Source organism: Achromobacter denitrificans NBRC 15125 (assembly GCF_001571365.1).
Taxonomy (GTDB): domain Bacteria; phylum Pseudomonadota; class Gammaproteobacteria; order Burkholderiales; family Burkholderiaceae_B; genus Achromobacter; species Achromobacter denitrificans.
Genome location: NZ_BCTQ01000070.1, coordinates 1 through 16,083, shown reverse-complemented (window position 1 = coordinate 16,083; position 16,083 = coordinate 1). Strand labels below are relative to the sequence as shown.

18 protein-coding genes and 1 pseudogene are annotated in these 16,083 nt (G+C 68.7%); 16 read left to right on the top strand and 3 right to left on the bottom strand.

All coding sequences use genetic code 11. From position 1 onward, the window contains the following. The 3 genes from fliK to ADE01S_RS30195 form a co-directional block, all read left to right on the top strand. Positions 1-793, top strand: a 793-nt coding sequence (gene fliK / locus ADE01S_RS32215; protein ID WP_255220876.1) for a flagellar hook-length control protein FliK, incomplete at its 5' end; no start/stop codon positions are given. Beyond that, positions 793-1,110: an EscU/YscU/HrcU family type III secretion system export apparatus switch protein gene (locus ADE01S_RS30200; RefSeq protein ID WP_062685455.1), complete on the top strand. Its 318-nt coding sequence runs from the start codon at positions 793-795 to the stop codon at positions 1,108-1,110. The genes fliK and ADE01S_RS30200, both read left to right, overlap by 1 nt. 24 nt (positions 1,111-1,134) lie before the next feature. Beyond that, positions 1,135-1,938, top strand: coding sequence for a flagellar brake protein (locus tag ADE01S_RS30195; RefSeq protein ID WP_062685454.1), 804 nt, complete (start codon positions 1,135-1,137; stop codon positions 1,936-1,938). 46 nt (positions 1,939-1,984) lie between these two features. On the opposite strand, the gene fliE is transcribed toward ADE01S_RS30195, so the two are convergent. Beyond that, positions 1,985-2,317 carry a flagellar hook-basal body complex protein FliE gene (gene fliE, locus ADE01S_RS30190; RefSeq protein WP_062685453.1) on the bottom strand — a complete coding sequence of 111 codons (333 nt, stop codon included), beginning with the start codon at positions 2,315-2,317 and terminating at the stop codon, positions 1,985-1,987. A 329-nt stretch (positions 2,318-2,646) separates the two neighbouring features. On the opposite strand from fliE, the gene fliF reads away from it, so the two are divergent. The 13 genes from fliF (at position 2,647) to fliR (ending at position 13,972) form a co-directional block, all read left to right on the top strand. Then, positions 2,647-4,326 (top strand): flagellar basal-body MS-ring/collar protein FliF, encoded by a 1,680-nt coding sequence (fliF, locus tag ADE01S_RS30185; protein WP_062685452.1) that lies wholly within the window; start codon positions 2,647-2,649, stop codon positions 4,324-4,326. Next, positions 4,316-5,326 carry a flagellar motor switch protein FliG gene (gene fliG, locus ADE01S_RS30180; protein ID WP_062685451.1) on the top strand — a complete coding sequence of 337 codons (1,011 nt, stop codon included), beginning with the start codon at positions 4,316-4,318 and terminating at the stop codon, positions 5,324-5,326. Before fliF ends, fliG begins: the two co-directional genes overlap by 11 nt. Beyond that, positions 5,319-6,062: a flagellar assembly protein FliH gene (gene fliH, locus ADE01S_RS30175; protein WP_062685450.1), complete on the top strand. Its 744-nt coding sequence runs from the start codon at positions 5,319-5,321 to the stop codon at positions 6,060-6,062. Before fliG ends, fliH begins: the two co-directional genes overlap by 8 nt. A 62-nt stretch (positions 6,063-6,124) precedes the next feature. Next, positions 6,125-7,567: a flagellar protein export ATPase FliI gene (gene fliI / locus ADE01S_RS30170; RefSeq protein WP_062685449.1), complete on the top strand. Its 1,443-nt coding sequence runs from the start codon at positions 6,125-6,127 to the stop codon at positions 7,565-7,567. After that, positions 7,560-8,009 (top strand): flagellar export protein FliJ, encoded by a 450-nt coding sequence (fliJ, locus tag ADE01S_RS30165; protein ID WP_062685448.1) that lies wholly within the window; start codon positions 7,560-7,562, stop codon positions 8,007-8,009. Before fliI ends, fliJ begins: the two co-directional genes overlap by 8 nt. A 24-nt stretch (positions 8,010-8,033) precedes the next feature. Then, positions 8,034-9,398: a flagellar hook-length control protein FliK gene (locus tag ADE01S_RS30160; RefSeq protein WP_062685447.1), complete on the top strand. Its 1,365-nt coding sequence runs from the start codon at positions 8,034-8,036 to the stop codon at positions 9,396-9,398. Between the two features lie 170 nt (positions 9,399-9,568). Then, on the top strand, positions 9,569-10,177 hold the full coding sequence (gene fliL / locus ADE01S_RS30155) for a flagellar basal body-associated protein FliL (RefSeq protein WP_062685446.1): 609 nt from the start codon (positions 9,569-9,571) through the stop codon (positions 10,175-10,177). Positions 10,178-10,179: 2 nt separating this feature from the next. Next, positions 10,180-11,187 carry a flagellar motor switch protein FliM gene (gene fliM / locus ADE01S_RS30150; protein ID WP_062685445.1) on the top strand — a complete coding sequence of 336 codons (1,008 nt, stop codon included), beginning with the start codon at positions 10,180-10,182 and terminating at the stop codon, positions 11,185-11,187. After that, positions 11,180-11,710, top strand: coding sequence for a flagellar motor switch protein FliN (gene fliN / locus ADE01S_RS30145; protein WP_062685444.1), 531 nt, complete (start codon positions 11,180-11,182; stop codon positions 11,708-11,710). Before fliM ends, fliN begins: the two co-directional genes overlap by 8 nt. A gap of 10 nt (positions 11,711-11,720) precedes the next feature. After that, complete coding sequence (gene fliO / locus ADE01S_RS30140) at positions 11,721-12,044, top strand: flagellar biosynthetic protein FliO (protein WP_062685443.1); 324 nt, start codon at positions 11,721-11,723, stop codon at positions 12,042-12,044. Between the two features lie 27 nt (positions 12,045-12,071). Beyond that, positions 12,072-12,860 carry a flagellar type III secretion system pore protein FliP gene (gene fliP, locus ADE01S_RS30135; protein WP_062685442.1) on the top strand — a complete coding sequence of 263 codons (789 nt, stop codon included), beginning with the start codon at positions 12,072-12,074 and terminating at the stop codon, positions 12,858-12,860. Positions 12,861-12,879: 19 nt separating this feature from the next. Then, entirely contained in the window at positions 12,880-13,149 is a 270-nt protein-coding gene (gene fliQ, locus ADE01S_RS30130; RefSeq protein ID WP_062685441.1) for a flagellar biosynthesis protein FliQ, read from the top strand. Between the two features lie 34 nt (positions 13,150-13,183). Next, positions 13,184-13,972 carry a flagellar biosynthetic protein FliR gene (fliR, locus tag ADE01S_RS30125; RefSeq protein WP_062685440.1) on the top strand — a complete coding sequence of 263 codons (789 nt, stop codon included), beginning with the start codon at positions 13,184-13,186 and terminating at the stop codon, positions 13,970-13,972. Positions 13,973-14,038: 66 nt separating this feature from the next. Here fliR and ADE01S_RS30120 read toward each other — a convergent pair whose 3' ends face one another. Further along, the gene (locus ADE01S_RS30120) at positions 14,039-15,634 is read right to left on the bottom strand and encodes a methyl-accepting chemotaxis protein (protein ID WP_062685439.1); all 1,596 of its coding nucleotides are present in this window, start codon (positions 15,632-15,634) and stop codon (positions 14,039-14,041) included. A 279-nt stretch (positions 15,635-15,913) separates the two neighbouring features. Then, positions 15,914-16,083, bottom strand: a pseudogene (locus tag ADE01S_RS32210) (methyl-accepting chemotaxis protein); the annotation flags it as partial.

Genomic DNA, 16,083 nt, shown 5'->3' with positions numbered 1-16,083 from the left:
GGCCCCCGCTGCGGACGGCTCGGCCGCCGCCGGCAAGCCGGGCAGCCCCGGGGCGCATGCGAACCTCCCCGCTGGCGCCAAGGGCCCCGAGGCTGCGGCGCACGCCGCGCTGGCCGCGGGCGGCCCGGGCGCCCGCGCGCTGGGCCAGGCCTTGCGCCACGCGCTGCAGACCAGCGGCCTGTTCTATGAGTCCCACCTGACGGACATGGTCTTCGGCCGGACCAATCCCGCCCAGTTGCGCGAGGAGCCGCAGGCGCGGCTCGACCGGAACGCCGTGTCGCAGGACGCGCCCGCCCGGCCGCGCGCCGAATCCTCCGCCCCCGCCCGTTCGGGCGGCGACGCCTCGGCGCCGTCCGGCTCCGGCGGCACGGCATCGGCCGCGCCCACGCCGGGCACGCCCGTCGCCGGCATCCACCAGGACCTGACCGTGCTCGTTCGCCAGCAGCTCGACGTGCTGGCCAACCAGGCGCTGACCTGGCAGGGCGAAGCCTGGCCGGGCACGCCCATGGAATGGGAAGTGGAGCGCGATCCTTATGGCGGCGATCCCGATTCCGGGGTGCCCACCTGGGCCACGCGCGTGAAGCTGGACCTGCCGCGCCTGGGCCTGGTCGACGCCCGGCTCAACCTGGCCGGCGACCAGCTCGTGCTGCAACTGATCGCCCCGCACAGCGCGCCCGAGATCCATGACGCCTCGGACACGCTGCGTTCTCGCCTGCTGGCCGCGGGCCTGACCCTGAGCAATCTGTCGGTGAGCGTGGTGGAACCGCGCCCCGTCATGCCGGCCGATATCTGATGAATACCCCTTCCAACGCCCTGGACGCCGGCCCCAACGCCAACCGCAACGCGGCGGTCGCCATTTCCTACGAGGAAAAGGACGGCGCGCCGCGCGTGGTCGCCAAGGGCTACGGCCAACTGGCGGACACCATCGTCCGCGCGGCCGAAGAGAACGGCCTGTATGTCCACGAATCGCGTGAATTGGTCGGATTGCTCATGCAGGTGGACCTGGACGCGCATATCCCGCCCCAACTCTACGTAGCGGTGGCAGAATTGCTGGCCTGGCTATATCGCCTGGAATCGCGCGAGGTTCCCGAAGCCCCGCCCCCCGCCTGACCCTATTGATTGAGGACGACCATCGTGTTGGACGCCAGCGACCCGGAGTTCCTGCTGACCCGGCCGGAAGACATGCGCGCAGCCCTGTTCGAGCTGACGCACCCCGACAGCCACATCCTGGTGCGCGACGCCGCAGACCGCGAGATGGCCGTGCTCATCCTGGGCGCGGACAAGCAGACGCGCCAGTTCTTCTGGCGGCCTCGCGACTACGCGGGCGCGGACTTCGAACAGTCCGACACCATGGGCCTGCTGAGCGGCACCACGTTCTATTTCAACGCCACCGCCTATGGCGGGGTGCAGATCCGCTTCCGGGTGCAACGGCCCGAGGTGATCCATTTCGATGACGGCAGCGCGGCGCTGATGTCGCCCTTCCCCGAGCGCCTGGCCCGGATCCAGCGCCGCAAGATGTTCCGCGCCTCCCTGATCGGCAGCGCCGGCCAGTGCCAGGCCACCTGGCAGCCCTCGCCCAAGGAAAAGCCGCACAGCTTCACCGTCCGCGACATTTCCGTGGACGGCGTGGGCCTGCGGGCGGTGATGGAGGTGGGCGCCCTGCCCGAGCGCGGCGCCATCCTGGAAAACGTCCAGCTGGATTTCGGCGAACTGGGCCGGATCACCGCCAATCTCGAAGTGCGCAACGTCTATCCGGTGTCGGGGCAGCCCATGACGCAGGCCGGCGCCGCGGGCGAAGAAGCGCCGCGCCACGTCTCCCTCACGGGCGAGCCGCCGGTCAGCCACCTGGGAGCGATCTTCCTGAATCTGGATGCGCGCCAGGAGAACTGGCTGCAGCAGGTCGTGTGGCGCCTCGAACGAGGCGCGCAGCGCAATTGATCCCACGGCGCCGGGCAGGCCCGGCGCCGGGATCGGACGGCCGTCGTCAGACGGCCATCGAAGAGATTTCCTTGTAGGCCGCAACCAGCTTGTTGCGCACCTGCACCGCAGTCTGGAAGCCGATGCTGGCCTTCTGCATATCGATCATCACGTCGTTGAGCGAGATGTCCGGGGCGCCCAGCTCGAAAGCCTTGGCCTGGGCGGTGGCCGCATTCTGGGCGGCCGTGACGCGGCGGATGGAACGCTGCAGCTCGGCGGCGAAGCCATCCGGCTGGGCAACCCTCTCGCCCGCGGCGAGATTGCCCGTTTCCGCCTTGCTGACGACTGCGCGCATCTGCTGGAGCATGCTCTCGATGCCGGACAAGCCTGATACAGCCATTACTGATTCCTTGCTGGTGGGGATTACGCCAAAGTTGCATGCAGCGTAACGCCGATCCGGCCCGGCCATAGCCGATAAGAACCGCCAAAAACCCCGACATTTCCGCGAATGCGGCCGCCCTTGAGCGGACCCGCGCCGGGCCTGCTGGCGTTCCGGCCGACATAGGGGATAAGTAACGCCAAAAACCGGCTGTTTTCAACGATTGGGATTGTCTTCCCAAGGGCAATAATCCACGCTCTCCCCAGACCAGAAGCACGTTGCATGTGTAATCTGCCCTACCAAGACATGAAGTCCCATTCCCAGCTCCGCGTAGCCAGCGGGAGCCGTCGATGAATCAGCAGGCCACCCTGAGTTCGTCGCTGCTGGCGAAGTTCCCCGTCCTGGAGAAGGTCCGCGCGCTTCCCAAGCCCGTCCTGCTCGGCGCGGCGGCGGCCGTCGTCGCGGCGATCGTCGCGGTCGCGATGTGGAGCAGCGAACCCAATTACAAGGTCCTGTTCTCCAACCTGGACGACCGGGACGGCGGCGCGATCGTGACGGCGCTGGGAACGATGAACGTGCCCTACCGCTACAACGACACCGGCACCGCCCTGCTGGTTCCGGCCGAGCGCGTGTACGACACCCGCCTGCAGCTGGCTTCCCAGGGCCTGCCGCGCGGCGGATCGGTCGGCTTCGAACTGATGGACAACGCCCGTTTCGGCGCGAGCCAGTTCGCCGAGCAGATCAACTACCAACGCGGCCTGGAGGGTGAGCTGGCCCGTTCGATCGAAGCCATGCACACCGTGCAGCATGCCCGCGTGCACCTGGCCATGCCGCGCCAATCGCTGTTCGTGCGCGAGCGCCAGGCGCCCACCGCGTCCGTCCTGCTCAATGTCTACCCCGGCCGCAGCCTGAGCGACGCCCAGGTCTCCGCCATCTCCTGGCTGGTGGCTTCCAGCGTGCCCGAGCTGACCGCGGAAAACGTGTCCATCGTCGACCAGAACGGCCGCCTGCTGTCGGCGCCGCTGGGCGAAGGCCGTGGCATGGACGCCGACCAGATGCGCTTCGTGCGCGAAATGGAGCAACGCACGGTCGAGCGCATCCTCACCATCCTGAACCCGCTGGTGGGCCCCGGCAACGTCCACGCCCAGGCCAGCGCCGACGTCGACTTCTCGCGCCGCGAGGAAACCTCGGAAGTCTATCGCCCGAACCAGGAACCCGGCCAGGCCGCGGTGCGCAGCCAGCAGACCAGCGACTCGACCCAGCGCGGCATCAACCCTGCGCAAGGCGTGCCCGGCGCGCTGTCGAACCAGGCCCCGACCAACGCGCAGGCCCCGATCGCCAACCCGCCGCAGCCGCAACCGCCGCGCCCCGGCCAGCCCCAGCAGCCGGCCAATGCCCAGCAGCAGCAACAACAACAGCAGCAGACCGGCACGCAAGCCGCCACGGGCAACCTGAACGAACGCCGCGACGCCACCACGAACTATGAAGTGGACCGCACCATCAGCCACATCAAGCAGCCGGTGGGCACGCTCAAGCGCCTGTCGGTGGCCGTGGTCGTCAACTACATCCGCGACAAGGACGGCGAGCCGCAAGCCTTGCCGCCCGAAGAACTGAACAAGCTGACCAACCTGGTCCGCGAAGCCATGGGCTACTCGGATGCGCGCGGCGACTCGCTGAACCTGGTCAACAGCCAGTTCAACGATGGCCCGCCGCCGGTGCCGGTCTGGCGCGATCCGGAAATGATCTCGCTGTTCAAGACGATCCTGGCCTGGCTGGTCGGTGGCGTGCTGGCGCTGTGGCTGTACCGCATCCTGCGCCGCACGGTGGGCGACTACCTCTACCCGCCGGTCGATCCCGAGCAGGCCGAGGCCGACCGTCTGGATGCAGCGCGTGAAGCCCAGGAAGCGGCCCGCGCCAAGGAAGTGGACCGCTACCAGGACAACCTGGAACGCGCCCGCACGATGGCCAGCAAGGATCCGCGCGCCGTCGCCATGGTTATGCGCACTTGGATGAGCAAAGATGAAAAATGATTCTCCCCCGATCGACGGCATGACGCGCAGCGCCGTCCTGATGATGTCGTTGGGCGAAGACGCGGCGGCCGAGGTGTTCAAGTACCTCAGCGCCCGTGAAGTCCAGCAGGTCGGCGCGGCCATGGCCAGCCTCAAGCAGGTCACCCGCAACGACGTGGCCGTGGTGCTGGAAGAGTTCCGCCAGGAAGCCGACCAGTTCATGGCCGTCACCCTGGGCTCGGACGACTACATCCGCACCGTGCTCACCAAGGCGCTGGGCAGCGACCGCGCGGCCGGCCTGATCGAAGACATCCTGGAAGCCGGCGAAGGCGGCAGCGGCATCGACGCGCTGAACTGGCTGGATCCGAACACGGTGGCCGAACTGATCGGCGACGAGCATCCGCAGATCATCGCCACCATCCTGGTGCACCTGGAGCGCGACCGCGCCGCCGGCGTGCTGGCGCTCTTGACCGACCGCCTGCGCAACGACGTGATGCTGCGCATCGCCACCTTCGGCGGCGTGCAGCCCGCGGCGCTGTCCGAGCTGACCGAAGTGCTGAATTCCGTGCTCGCCGGCCAGGGCGCCAAGCGCAGCAAGATGGGCGGCGTGCGCACCGCGGCCGAGATCCTGAACATGATGAATTCGGCCGAAGAGGAAACCGTCGTCGCCAGCCTGCGCGAGCGCGACAACGACCTGGCGCAGAAAATCATCGACGAGATGTTCGTGTTCGACAACCTGCTCGACGTCGAAGACCGCGCCATCCAGCTCATCCTCAAGGAAATCGACAACGACACCCTCATGGTCGCGCTCAAGGGCGCCCAGGAAGAACTGCGCGCCAAGTTCCTGCGCAACATGTCCAGCCGCGCCGCCGAAATGCTGCGCGAGGACCTGGAAGCCCAGGGCCCCATCCGCATGTCCAAGGTCGAGACCGAACAGAAGAAGATCCTGCAGATCGCGCGCCGCCTGGCCGAGAGCGGCCAGATCGTCCTGGGCAACCAGGGAGACGACACGTATGTCTGAAGCGGACAGCGGCGCGACGACGCTCATCTCGCGCAGCGCCGCCTGGCGGCGCTGGCAGATGCTGTCGTTCGACGAGCCGGCGCCCGTCGAGGTCGAGCCCGAGCCGGAACCCGATCCGGGGCCGGACCCCGAGGTCGTCATGGCCCAGCTGCGCGCGCAGGCCGTGGCGGAAGGCCGCGAGGCCGGCCACGCCGAAGGCCACGCGGCCGGCTTCGAAGCCGGCCGGCAGGCCGGCCACGAGGCGGGCCTGGCCGCGGGACGCGAACAAGGCTATGCCGAGGGCCTGGCCCAGGCGCGCGAACAGGGGGCCGCGGAAGCGCAGCGCCTGCACGCGCTGGTGCAGTCCTGCGCCGTGTCGATAGGCGCGCTCGAAGAAAAAATGGGCCAGGGCCTGCTCACGCTGGCGCTGGACATCGCCCAGCAGGTGGTGCGCACCACGCTCGCCGAGCAACCCGATACCGTTGCCGGCGCGGTGCGCGAAGTGCTGCACATCAATCCCACCGCCGGCGGCCAGATGCGCCTGTGGGCCAATCCGGAAGACATCGAGCTGATCCGCCTGCACCTGGCCGACGAGCTCAAGGAAGGCCATTGGCGCGTGCTGGCCGATGAATCCATCGCGCGCGGCGGCTGCCGCGCCGAAACCCCGTTCGGCGACATCGACGCCACCCTGCAGACGCGCTGGCGTCGCGTGGCGGCCTCGCTGGGCCGCAACGTGGCTTGGGAGGACCCCGCGTGACCGGAAATCCGGCGCCCGCAGTGGCCACGCCTACGCCGGCCGCGCCTAAGCCGGCCGCGCCTATGCCGGCCGCGCCCATCATCGATCGCTGGCAGACCCAGCTGCAGATCGGCTCGATCCGGGCCGCGTCCACCGACCCCTGGCTGGTCAGCGGCAAGATCACGCGCGCCACCGGCCTGGTCCTGCACGCGACCGGGCTGCGGCTGCCGGTGGGCGCCGCCGCCCGCATCGAGATCGCCCGCGGCCATGATCATTGGGCCGATGCCGAAGTCGTCGGCTTCGACGGCCACACGCTGTACCTGATGCCGCAGGCGGACATTTCCGGCCTGCCGCCCGGCGCGCGCGTCGTGCCCGGCGAACCCCCGGTCCAGCGCCAGATCCCGCTGCCGCGCAAGGCCGAGCTCAACGGCAACGCCAAGCCGCAGCTGGGACGCCACCTGCCGGTGGGCAACGCCCTGCTCGGCAGGGTGCTGGACGGCGCCGGCCGGCCGCTGGACGGCCTGGGCCCGCTGACGGGCGCCGAACTCGCGCCCCTGTCCGCCCAGCCCATCAATCCGCTGTCGCGCGCGCCCATCGATACGGTGCTCGACACCGGCGTGCGCGCCATCAATGGCCTGCTCACCGTCGGCCGCGGCCAGCGCATGGGCCTGTTCGCCGGCTCCGGCGTCGGCAAGAGCGTGCTGTTGGGCATGATGGCCCGCTATACCAAGGCCGACGTCATCGTCGTGGGCCTGATCGGCGAGCGCGGCCGCGAAGTCAAGGAATTCATCGAGCACAACCTGGGCCCCGAGGGCCTGGCGCGTTCGGTCGTGGTGGCCGCGCCGGCCGACGTGTCCGCGCTGCTGCGCCTGCAAGGCGCGGCCTACGCCACCCGCCTGGCCGAGCACTTCCGCGACCAGGGCCAGGACGTGCTGCTCATCATGGACTCGCTGACCCGCTACGCCATGGCGCAGCGCGAAATCGCGCTGGCCATCGGCGAGCCGCCCGCCACGAAGGGCTACCCGCCGTCGGTCTTCGCCAAGTTGCCGATGCTGGTCGAACGCGCCGGCATGGGCGCGCCCGGCCCGTCGGGCAAGGCCGGCTCGATCACCGCCTTCTACACCGTGCTGGCCGAAGGCGACGACCAGCAGGATCCGATCGCCGACTCGGCGCGCGCCATCCTGGACGGCCACGTCGTGCTGTCCCGGCATCTGGCCGAAGCCGGCCACTACCCCGCCATCGATATCGAAGCGTCCATCTCGCGCGCCATGACCTCGCTGATCCCGCAGGAACAGTTCGCCGTGGTGCGCCGCTTCAAGCAAAGCCTGTCGCGCTACCAGCGCAACCGCGACCTGATCGCGGTGGGCGCGTACGCCGCCGGCAACGATCCGCAGCTCGACGATGCCATCGCCCGCTACCCGCGCCTGGAAGCCTTCCTGCAGCAGGACATCGGCGAGAACATCGGCTACGAAGCCGCCGTCGGCCAGCTGCGCGCCAGTTTTGAGTTGAGGGATACCTATGCCTAGCCAACTGCCCTTGGACATGCTGATCAACCTGGCCAAGGAGAGCACGGACGAAGCCGCCCGCCTGCTGGGCCGGCTCAATGCCGAGCGCGGCAACGCCGAGCGCCAGCTCGGCATGCTGCACGACTACCGCCAGGACTACCTGGAGCGCCTGCAGCAGGCCATGACCAACGGCATGTCGGCCAGCGACTGCCACAACTACCAGCGCTTCATCGGCACGCTGGACGACGCCATCGGCCAGCAGCAGGCCGTGCTGCGCCAGGCCGACGAGAACCTGGCCAAGGGCCGCCAGTATTGGCAACAGGAACAGCGCAAGCTCAATTCCTACGATGCCCTGGCCCAGCGCGAACTGCGCGCCCAGGCGCTGGTGGAGTCCCGCCGCGAACAGCGCGCCAATGATGAATATTCTGCCCGCCTGGTCCAGCGCCAGGCCGGCATGCACTAAGCGATACCTAACAGGAAGCCCCAGATGACCGCTCCCCTGCCCTTGCCTTCCATCGCGCCCGTCGCCCCGACCTCGATCGCCGACGCGCTCGGCGCCAAGCCGACGCCCGCCGACAAGAAGGGCCCCAGCTTCTCCGATGTGCTGGCGCAGCAGCGTCCGAACCGGCAACGCCCCGACCAGGCCGCCAATGCCCGCCCGGCGGACGGCGCCCCGAAGGCGCCCGCCAAGGGCCAGCAAGGCTCGGGCGATCCCGCCGCCAAGGCCGAAGGCGCCGCCGCCGGCGCCATCGACGAAGCCGTGCAGGGCGCCGCGCAGGCGGAAGCCGGCGCGCTCGCCGTCGCCGCCGCCCAGCCGGCCGTCGTGCTGCCGCAACAGGCGTTGGAAATCGCCGCCCAGGCCGCCGAACAGGTGCAGCTGGCGCGCGGCAACGCCACCGCCGCGGCCGCCGCGATGAACACGGGCGCCGCCGTGCTGACCGCCGCCCTGGGCGCGGCCGATGCCGTCGTCACCGTGGGCGCGCCGGTCGCCGCCACCGCCCAGCAGGCTGAAGCCGCCGCGGCGCTCGCCGTGCGCGACGCCGAAGCCGCGCTTCCCGTCGTCACCGCGGCGGTCAAGCCCGGCAACGCGCAGGCCGCCCCGCAAACGCCGGCGGCTCCCGCCGCGCCGGCCAAGGCCGAAGCGCCGCGCCTGGCGCCCGAAGCCGCGTTGCCCCGCGCCGCCGGCCACCCGCGCGCCGAAGCCCCCGCGCAGCCGCTCGCGCCGATGCGCGAAGAACCCGACACCCTGCCCGCGCAGGCCGACGCCGGCCAGCAGTTCCAGGCCCCCCAGCACAACGTCCCGGCCCACGATGCCCTGGCGCCCGCGCTGGCCGCGGCCGCCGCGCAGCGTCAGCCGGCGCCGATCGCCAACCCCGCCGCCTTCGCTGCCCCTGCCGTTCCCCTGGTCCTGCAAGTCGCCACGCCGGTCGGCGGCACGCACTGGGGCACCGAACTCGGCCAGCAAGTGGTCATGATGAGCCACGGCGCCCGCCAGGGCATGCAGACCGCGGAACTCCGCCTGGATCCGCCCGACCTGGGGCCGCTACGCGTCAGCCTGAACCTGGCCGACGGTGTTGCCAGCGCGTCCTTCGTCTCCGCCCACGCTTCCGTGCGCCAAGCCATCGAAACCGCGATCCCGCAGTTGCAGCAGGCGCTGGCCCAGGCCGGCATCTCGCTGGGCCAGACCAGCGTGGGCGAGCAGACTGCCCAGCAGGAGTTCGCGCAACAAGGCGGCAACGGTTCGCAGCGACAATCCGGCGGCGGCCTGGCGGCAGCCGATGGCGCGGCCGAAGCGCCGGTCGCCGTGACCGTGACGCGCAATGCCAACGCGCTGGTGGACACCTTCGCCTGACCCATGCGCGGCCCGCTTCCGCCAAGGATTGCGGGCAGTGCAGCAATAGCTTGAGATACGCGGCTTTCGCCCTGTTTTTCGCCTCCAAGCCGAGGCGGCATTTGGGGCAGAATGCTTTCATCCACTAAGAACCCGTTTTCATCAGCGGCAAAACACGCTTCGACACCGAGATGGCGACTTCCAAATCCACACCCCTGCCTGCGCGCGGCGCATCATCCCCCCGCACGGGCGGCCTGGGGCGCATCCTGCGCCCGCTGCTGGCGCTCCTGGTCCTGCTCATCGTCGCCGCGGCCAGCGCTGGCGCCACCTGGTTCATCACCCAGCGCATGCAGCCGCAAGGCGCGGCGCCCGTGCAGCTGGGCGTAGGCCAGGGGCAACCCGGCCAGGCGGGCCAGGCCGGTCAGGGCCCGCAAGCCACGCCCGCCACTTTCGTCACGCCGCCGGCCGGCCCGATCGCCGTGCCGGCGCCGATCTTCGTGCCGCTCGAACCCTTCACGGTCACGCTGCAGAATCCGGACACGGAACGCATCATGCACGTCGGCCTGACCCTGCGCGTCAGCGACGAGCAGACCCGCACGCGCCTCGAAAAGTACATGCCCGAAGTGCGCAGCCGCATCCTGATGGTCCTGTCGTCGCAATCGCCCATCGGCGTGCAGACGCAGCAGGGCAAGACCGACATGGCCAACGCGATCAAGCAGGCCGTCAACCGCCCGTTCTCGCCCCTGCCTGACGGCCAGTACGTCACCGACGTGCTCTTCACGGCGTTCGTGGTGCAATAAGCATGGCCTACGAGGCATTCCTTTCGCAGGACGAGGTCGACGCGCTGCTGGCTGGCGTCACCGGCGAGAGCGACAGCAAAACCGAAGCGGCAGGCCAGAACACCGGCGCGCGCGCCTACGACCTGAGCTCGCCCGAGCGCGTCGTGCGCCGCCGCATGCAGACGCTGGAGCTGATCAACGAGCGGTTCGCGCGCCAGATGCGCAACGTGCTCCTGAACTTCATGCGCCGCAGCGCCGACATCACGGTCGGCTCCATCAAGATCCAGAAGTACGCGGACTTCGAGCGCAACCTGCCGGTGCCGAGCAATCTGAACATGATTCAGATGAAGCCCCTGCGCGGCACGGCGCTCTTCACGTATGACCCGAATCTGGTGTTCCTGGTCATCGACAGCCTGTTCGGCGGCGATGGCCGCTACCACACGCGCGTCGAAGGCCGGGACTTCACCACGACCGAGCAGCGCATCATCCGTCGCCTGCTCAACCTGACCCTGGAGAGCTACGGCAAGTCCTGGGACCCGGTCTATCCGATCGAATTCGAATACGTGCGCTCGGAGATGCACACCAAGTTCGCCAGCATCACCGGCAACAATGAAGTGGTGGTCGTCACCTCCTTCCACATCGAATTCGGCGCGACGGGCGGCGACCTGAACATCTGCCTGCCCTATTCCATGATCGAGCCGGTGCGCGACCTGCTGACCCGGCCGTTGCAGGAAACCACGCTCGAAGAAGTGGACCAGCGCTGGTCGCAACAGCTTTCCCGCCAGGTGCGCAGCGCCGATATCGACGTAGTCGCGGAATTCGCCCGCATCCCGTCCTCGATCCGCGAGCTGATGCACCTCAAGGTAGGCGACGTGCTGCCGGTGACCGTGCCCGAAACCATCATCGCCAGCGTCGACGGCGTGCCGTTGATGGAATGCGGCTACGGCGTCTTCAACGGCCAGTACGCCCTGCGTGTACAGAACATGTTTACCCACGATACAGAACCCAACGAGGCCTCTGACCATGACTGACAAGAACGAGCCCGGCACCGGCTCGTCCCCGGCCGACGACTGGGCCGACGCGCTCGCCGAACAATCCCGCGCCAATCCGCCGACCCAGGCCGACGGCCTGAAGCCCCAGGACGACTGGGCCGCCGCGATGGCCGAACAGGCCGCCGCGCCGGCTGCGGCGCCTGCGGCCGCTCCGGCAGCCCCCGCCGCCCCGGCCGCGCAGTCCGCGGCGCAATCGGTATTCAAGCCCCTGGCCGGCGCCACGGGCGGCACCGGCACCGACATCGACCTCATCATGGACGTGCCCGTCCAGCTGACCGTCGAACTGGGCCGCACCCGCCTGACCATCAAGAACCTGCTCCAGCTGGGCCAGGGCTCGGTGGTCGAGCTCGACGGTCTGGCCGGCGAGCCGATGGACATCTTCGTCAACGGCTACCTCATCGCCCAGGGCGAAGTGGTCGTCGTCGAAGACAAGTACGGCATCCGCCTGACCGACATCATCACCCCGTCCGAGCGGATCAACCGCTTGAACAACCGCCGCTGATCCTGGCGCCATGACCGAATCCGCCCTCACCCGCGTCATCCTCGGCCTCGTGCTGGTCCTGGCCGCCATCTTCGTGGCGGCCTGGCTGGCCCGCCGCGCCGGGCTGACGCAGCGCGGCGGCGGCAACGTGCTGCGGCAGGTCGCGAGCCTGCCGGTCGGTCCGCGCCAGAGCATCGTGGTGGTCGAGATCGAAGACACCTGGCTGGTGGTGGGCGTCGGCCCGAACCAGCTCAACACCCTGCATACCCTGCCCGCCGGCCAGCTGCCGGAAGGTTCCCCCTTGCCCGCCGCCGCCTTCGCGGCCAAGCTGGGCCAGGCGCTCAAGCGCCGCTAGCGCCACGGCGCGCTCCATGCGACACCCATGAGTTTGCTCACCCGCTCGACCCTTGCCCGCGCCCGCCCCGCGCTGCCCCTGCTCGCGGCGGCCGGCCTGCTCGGCCTGGCCTTTTTCCCCGCGGGGGTCGTCGCCCAGGCCACCCTGCCCGCCCTGACGGCCACGCCGGGCCCCAACGGCTCGGAGACCTACTCGCTCAGCATGCAGACCCTGCTGCTGATGACCTCGCTGTCGTTCCTGCCGGCGGCGCTGCTGATGATGACGGGCTTCACCCGCATCATCATCGTGCTCGGCCTGTTGCGCAGCGCCATGGGCACCGCCATGTCGCCGCCCAACCACGTGCTCATCGGCCTGGCGCTGTTCCTGACCTTCTATACGATGTCGCCGGTCTTCGACAAGATCTACGCCGACGCCTACAAGCCGCTGTCGGAAGGCTCGATCCAGTTCGAGACCGCGGTGGAACGCGCGGCCTCACCGCTGCGCACCTTCATGCTGCACCAGACCCGCGAGAACGACCTGTCGCTCTTCGCCAACCTGGCCAAGCAGCCGGCCCTGGAAGATCCCAGCCAGGTGCCCATGCGCATCCTGGTGCCGGCCTTCATCACCAGCGAACTGAAGACGGCGTTCCAGATCGGCTTCACCATCTTCATTCCGTTCCTCATCATCGACCTCGTGATCGCCAGCGTGCTGATGGCGCTGGGCATGATGATGGTGCCGCCGGTCACCGTGGCCCTGCCCTTCAAACTGATGCTCTTCGTGCTGGCCGACGGCTGGAACCTGCTCATGGGTTCGCTGGCGCAGAGCTTCTACCAATAACGCCGGAAGGAGAATCGCCATGACCGCCGAAACCGTCATGACCATGACCTACCAGGCGATGAAGATCGTGCTGGCGATGGCCGGTCCGCTGCTGCTCGTCACGCTGATGGTGGGCCTGGTCATCAGTATTTTCCAGGCCGCCACGCAGATCAACGAAATGACGCTGTCGTTCATTCCGAAGCTGCTGGCCATGTGCGGCGTGCTGGTGCTGCTGGGCCCCTGGCTCATCGGCGTCATGGTCGACTACATCCGGCAATTGATCGGCCAGATTCCCATGCTGGTGTCCTGAGCGGCCGCCGCCGCCGGCCCCCGCGACGCCCGCCATGATCGCCTTCACGCTCGAACAGCTCAACGGCTGGATCGGCCAGTTCCTCTGGCCGTTCGTGCGCATCCTGGCGCTCGTGGGCACCGCCCCGCTGTTCTCGGAATCGCTGATCCCGATCAAGGTCAAGATCGGCCTGTCGTTCGTCCTGGCCGTCGCCGTCAGCCCCGCCCTGGACCCCATGCCGCCCATCGCGCCGGGCTCCTTCGCCGGGCTGTGGATGGTGATGCAGCAGGTCCTGATCGGGATCGCGCTGGGCTTCACCATGCGTCTGGTGTTCGCCGCCGTGCAGACCGCCGGCGAATTCGTGGGCCTGCAGATGGGCCTGTCGTTCGCCTCGTTCTTCGATCCCAGCTCGGGCGCCAACACCGCCGTGCTCTCGCGGCTCTTCAACATCATCGCGATGCTGACCTTCCTGGCGCTGGACGGCCACCTGCTGGTCCTGGCCGCCCTGGTGCGGTCCTTCGATACCCTGCCCATCGCCATGATCCAGCTGCATCAGAACGGCTGGGGAGTGGTGGTGGAATGGGGCAAGACGGTCTTCATCTCGGGCCTGCTGCTCGCGCTGCCCCTGATCTGCGCCCTGCTGACCATCAACCTGGCCATGGGCATCCTGAACCGCGCCGCGCAGCAGCTGTCGGTGTTCTCCATCGGCTTTCCGGTCACGCTGATCGTCGGCGTCACGGTGCTGGCCGTGGTGCTGCCCCATGCGGGCCCGTTCCTGGAATCGCTGTTCGAATCCGGCCTGACGGCCATGAGCCGAGTCGCCGACGCGCTGGCCGGCAAGTAGCGGGCCCAGGCGGCAGGCCGGATCGCCGGCGCCCCGCGCGAGGCAGGACGCCAGGCTTGGGAGGGCTTACTGCTGGCCGGTCAGCCGGAACACGCGGATCGTGTCGCGCAGCGCGCCCGACTGGCTGCCCAGCTGCATCACGGCGCCGCCCAGGTCTTGCACCAGGGCGGTATTCTGCACCGTCATCACGTCCATCTGCGACACCGCCGTATCTACCTGCTCGATGCCGCTGGACTGCTCCTGCGAGGCGCGCGAGATTTCGCCGATGATGTCGGTCACCCGGTGCACCGCGGCCACGATTTCCTGCATGGTGGCGCCCGCCTGTTCGGCCTGGAGCGACCCTTCCGAGACGCGCTCCACCGAATCCTCGATCAAGCCCTTGATTTCCTTGGCCGCCTGCGCGCTCTTCTGCGCCAGCGTGCGGACCTCGCCCGCCACCACCGCGAAGCCCTTGCCGGATTCGCCGGCGCGGGCCGCTTCCACGGCGGCGTTGAGCGCCAGGATGTTGGTCTGGAAGGCGATGCCTTCGATGATGCTGACGATGTCGGCGATCTTGCGCGAGCTGTCGGAAATGCCGTGCATGGTTTTCACCACCTGCCCCACCGCGACGCCGCCGCGGCGCGCCACGTCCATGCTGCTGGCGGCCAGCTGATTGGCCTGGCGCGCATTGTCGGCGTTCTCGCGCACGGTGGAAGTCAGCTGTTCCATGCTGGCGGCGGTCTGCTGAAGCGAAGACGCCTGGCCCTCGGTGCGGCCGGCCAGTTCCTGGTTGCCGCGCGCGATGTGGGCCGCGGCGTGGGTGGTGCCTTCGATACCGCGGTAGACGTCCTGGGCAATGCCGATCAGGCTCTTGCGCATGACTTCGAGCGAGAACTTCAGGCTGCCGACTTCGTCGTCCGACTCGGCCACGATCTGCGTGGTGAGGTTGCCGGCCGCGACTTGGCGCGCCATGTTGGCCGCGTCGACCATCGGATCCAGCAGGGAGCGCGACAGGCGCCAGCCCATGCCGAAGATGGCGGCGATGCCCAACCCGACCGCCGAGCAGCCCAGCACGGCCTCCAGCGTATCGAGCTGGTCCCAGTTGGCGCGCAGCCCATAGGCGCCCGCGGCGGCCACGATGCCCGAGGACAGCAGCGCGTGGCGCAGCATGCGGCTGCGCACGCTGCGCGCGAAGGGAAACGCCAGCACGTCCAGCCCGCGCCGCCAGCCGGCCCGCACCGGGCGCCCTCGCAGGATGCGAACGCCCTTGGCCGAGCCCTCGCGCATGCGCGCGTAGAGTTCCTCGGCCATTTCGACCTGCTCTTCCGACGGGCGCACCCGAACCGACGAGTACGCCACGACCTCGCCGTTCTCGACGATGGGCGTGGCGTTGGCCAGCACCCAGTAGAAGCCGCCGTCCTTGCGGCGGTTCTTGACCACGCCCAGCCAGGATTCGCCGGCCTGCAGCGTATCCCAGAGGTCTTCGTAGGCGGCCGGCGGCATGTCGGGGTGGCGCACGATATTGTGGGCCTTGCCGATCAATTCCTCGCGGGAGAATCCGCTGACTTCGACGAAGGCGGGATTCGCGTAGACGATCCTGCCTTTGGTATCAGTGCGCGAGATCAGGTACTGATCTTCACGCAGCTTGGTTTCCACGTTATGGACGGGTAAGTTGACGCGCACAGCTTGTCTCCGGTCATATCAAAATCAGCGAATGAATAACGGCGAGCAAACTGGACCCGATGCCCCGCATCTACACCTTCCCGCCCGGTTCGTCTGGCCCCGGCGCCGGCAGGCGCCACGAGGCCATCGAACACTGTTTCATCGCCCTGTTCAGGCGTTATTTTCGTTAACGGCAGTATTTTCGAAAACTTAACGTGCGCACGAAATGTGCCTTTTCGGGCGAAAAAAAACCGCGGCCACGCGTGGGCGCGGCCGCGGTCTTGCCTGGAACTTCGGGTATCAGGCCTGGGTCAAGGTCGGCGCGGAGTAGCCGCTCAACTGGTGAGCCGGCACTTCGATGACTTCCCCCGCGTTGATCTTGAACACGGCGACCGCCTCGGACAGGCGCTGCGCCTGTTCCTGCAGCGAGCCCGCCGCGGCCGCGGCCTGTTCCACCAGCGCCGCGTTCT

Coding starts and splice junctions, on each gene's coding strand:
- ADE01S_RS30200 (WP_062685455.1), top strand. CDS start 793: ATGAATACCCCTTCCAACGCCCTGGACGCCGGCCCCAACGCCAACCGC.
- fliE (WP_062685453.1), bottom strand. CDS start 2,317: ATGGCTGTATCAGGCTTGTCCGGCATCGAGAGCATGCTCCAGCAGATG.
- fliF (WP_062685452.1), top strand. CDS start 2,647: ATGAATCAGCAGGCCACCCTGAGTTCGTCGCTGCTGGCGAAGTTCCCC.
- fliG (WP_062685451.1), top strand. CDS start 4,316: ATGAAAAATGATTCTCCCCCGATCGACGGCATGACGCGCAGCGCCGTC.
- fliH (WP_062685450.1), top strand. CDS start 5,319: ATGTCTGAAGCGGACAGCGGCGCGACGACGCTCATCTCGCGCAGCGCC.
- fliI (WP_062685449.1), top strand. CDS start 6,125: ATGCCGGCCGCGCCCATCATCGATCGCTGGCAGACCCAGCTGCAGATC.
- fliJ (WP_062685448.1), top strand. CDS start 7,560: ATGCCTAGCCAACTGCCCTTGGACATGCTGATCAACCTGGCCAAGGAG.
- ADE01S_RS30160 (WP_062685447.1), top strand. CDS start 8,034: ATGACCGCTCCCCTGCCCTTGCCTTCCATCGCGCCCGTCGCCCCGACC.
- fliL (WP_062685446.1), top strand. CDS start 9,569: ATGGCGACTTCCAAATCCACACCCCTGCCTGCGCGCGGCGCATCATCC.
- fliM (WP_062685445.1), top strand. CDS start 10,180: ATGGCCTACGAGGCATTCCTTTCGCAGGACGAGGTCGACGCGCTGCTG.
- fliN (WP_062685444.1), top strand. CDS start 11,180: ATGACTGACAAGAACGAGCCCGGCACCGGCTCGTCCCCGGCCGACGAC.
- fliO (WP_062685443.1), top strand. CDS start 11,721: ATGACCGAATCCGCCCTCACCCGCGTCATCCTCGGCCTCGTGCTGGTC.
- fliP (WP_062685442.1), top strand. CDS start 12,072: ATGAGTTTGCTCACCCGCTCGACCCTTGCCCGCGCCCGCCCCGCGCTG.
- fliQ (WP_062685441.1), top strand. CDS start 12,880: ATGACCGCCGAAACCGTCATGACCATGACCTACCAGGCGATGAAGATC.
- fliR (WP_062685440.1), top strand. CDS start 13,184: ATGATCGCCTTCACGCTCGAACAGCTCAACGGCTGGATCGGCCAGTTC.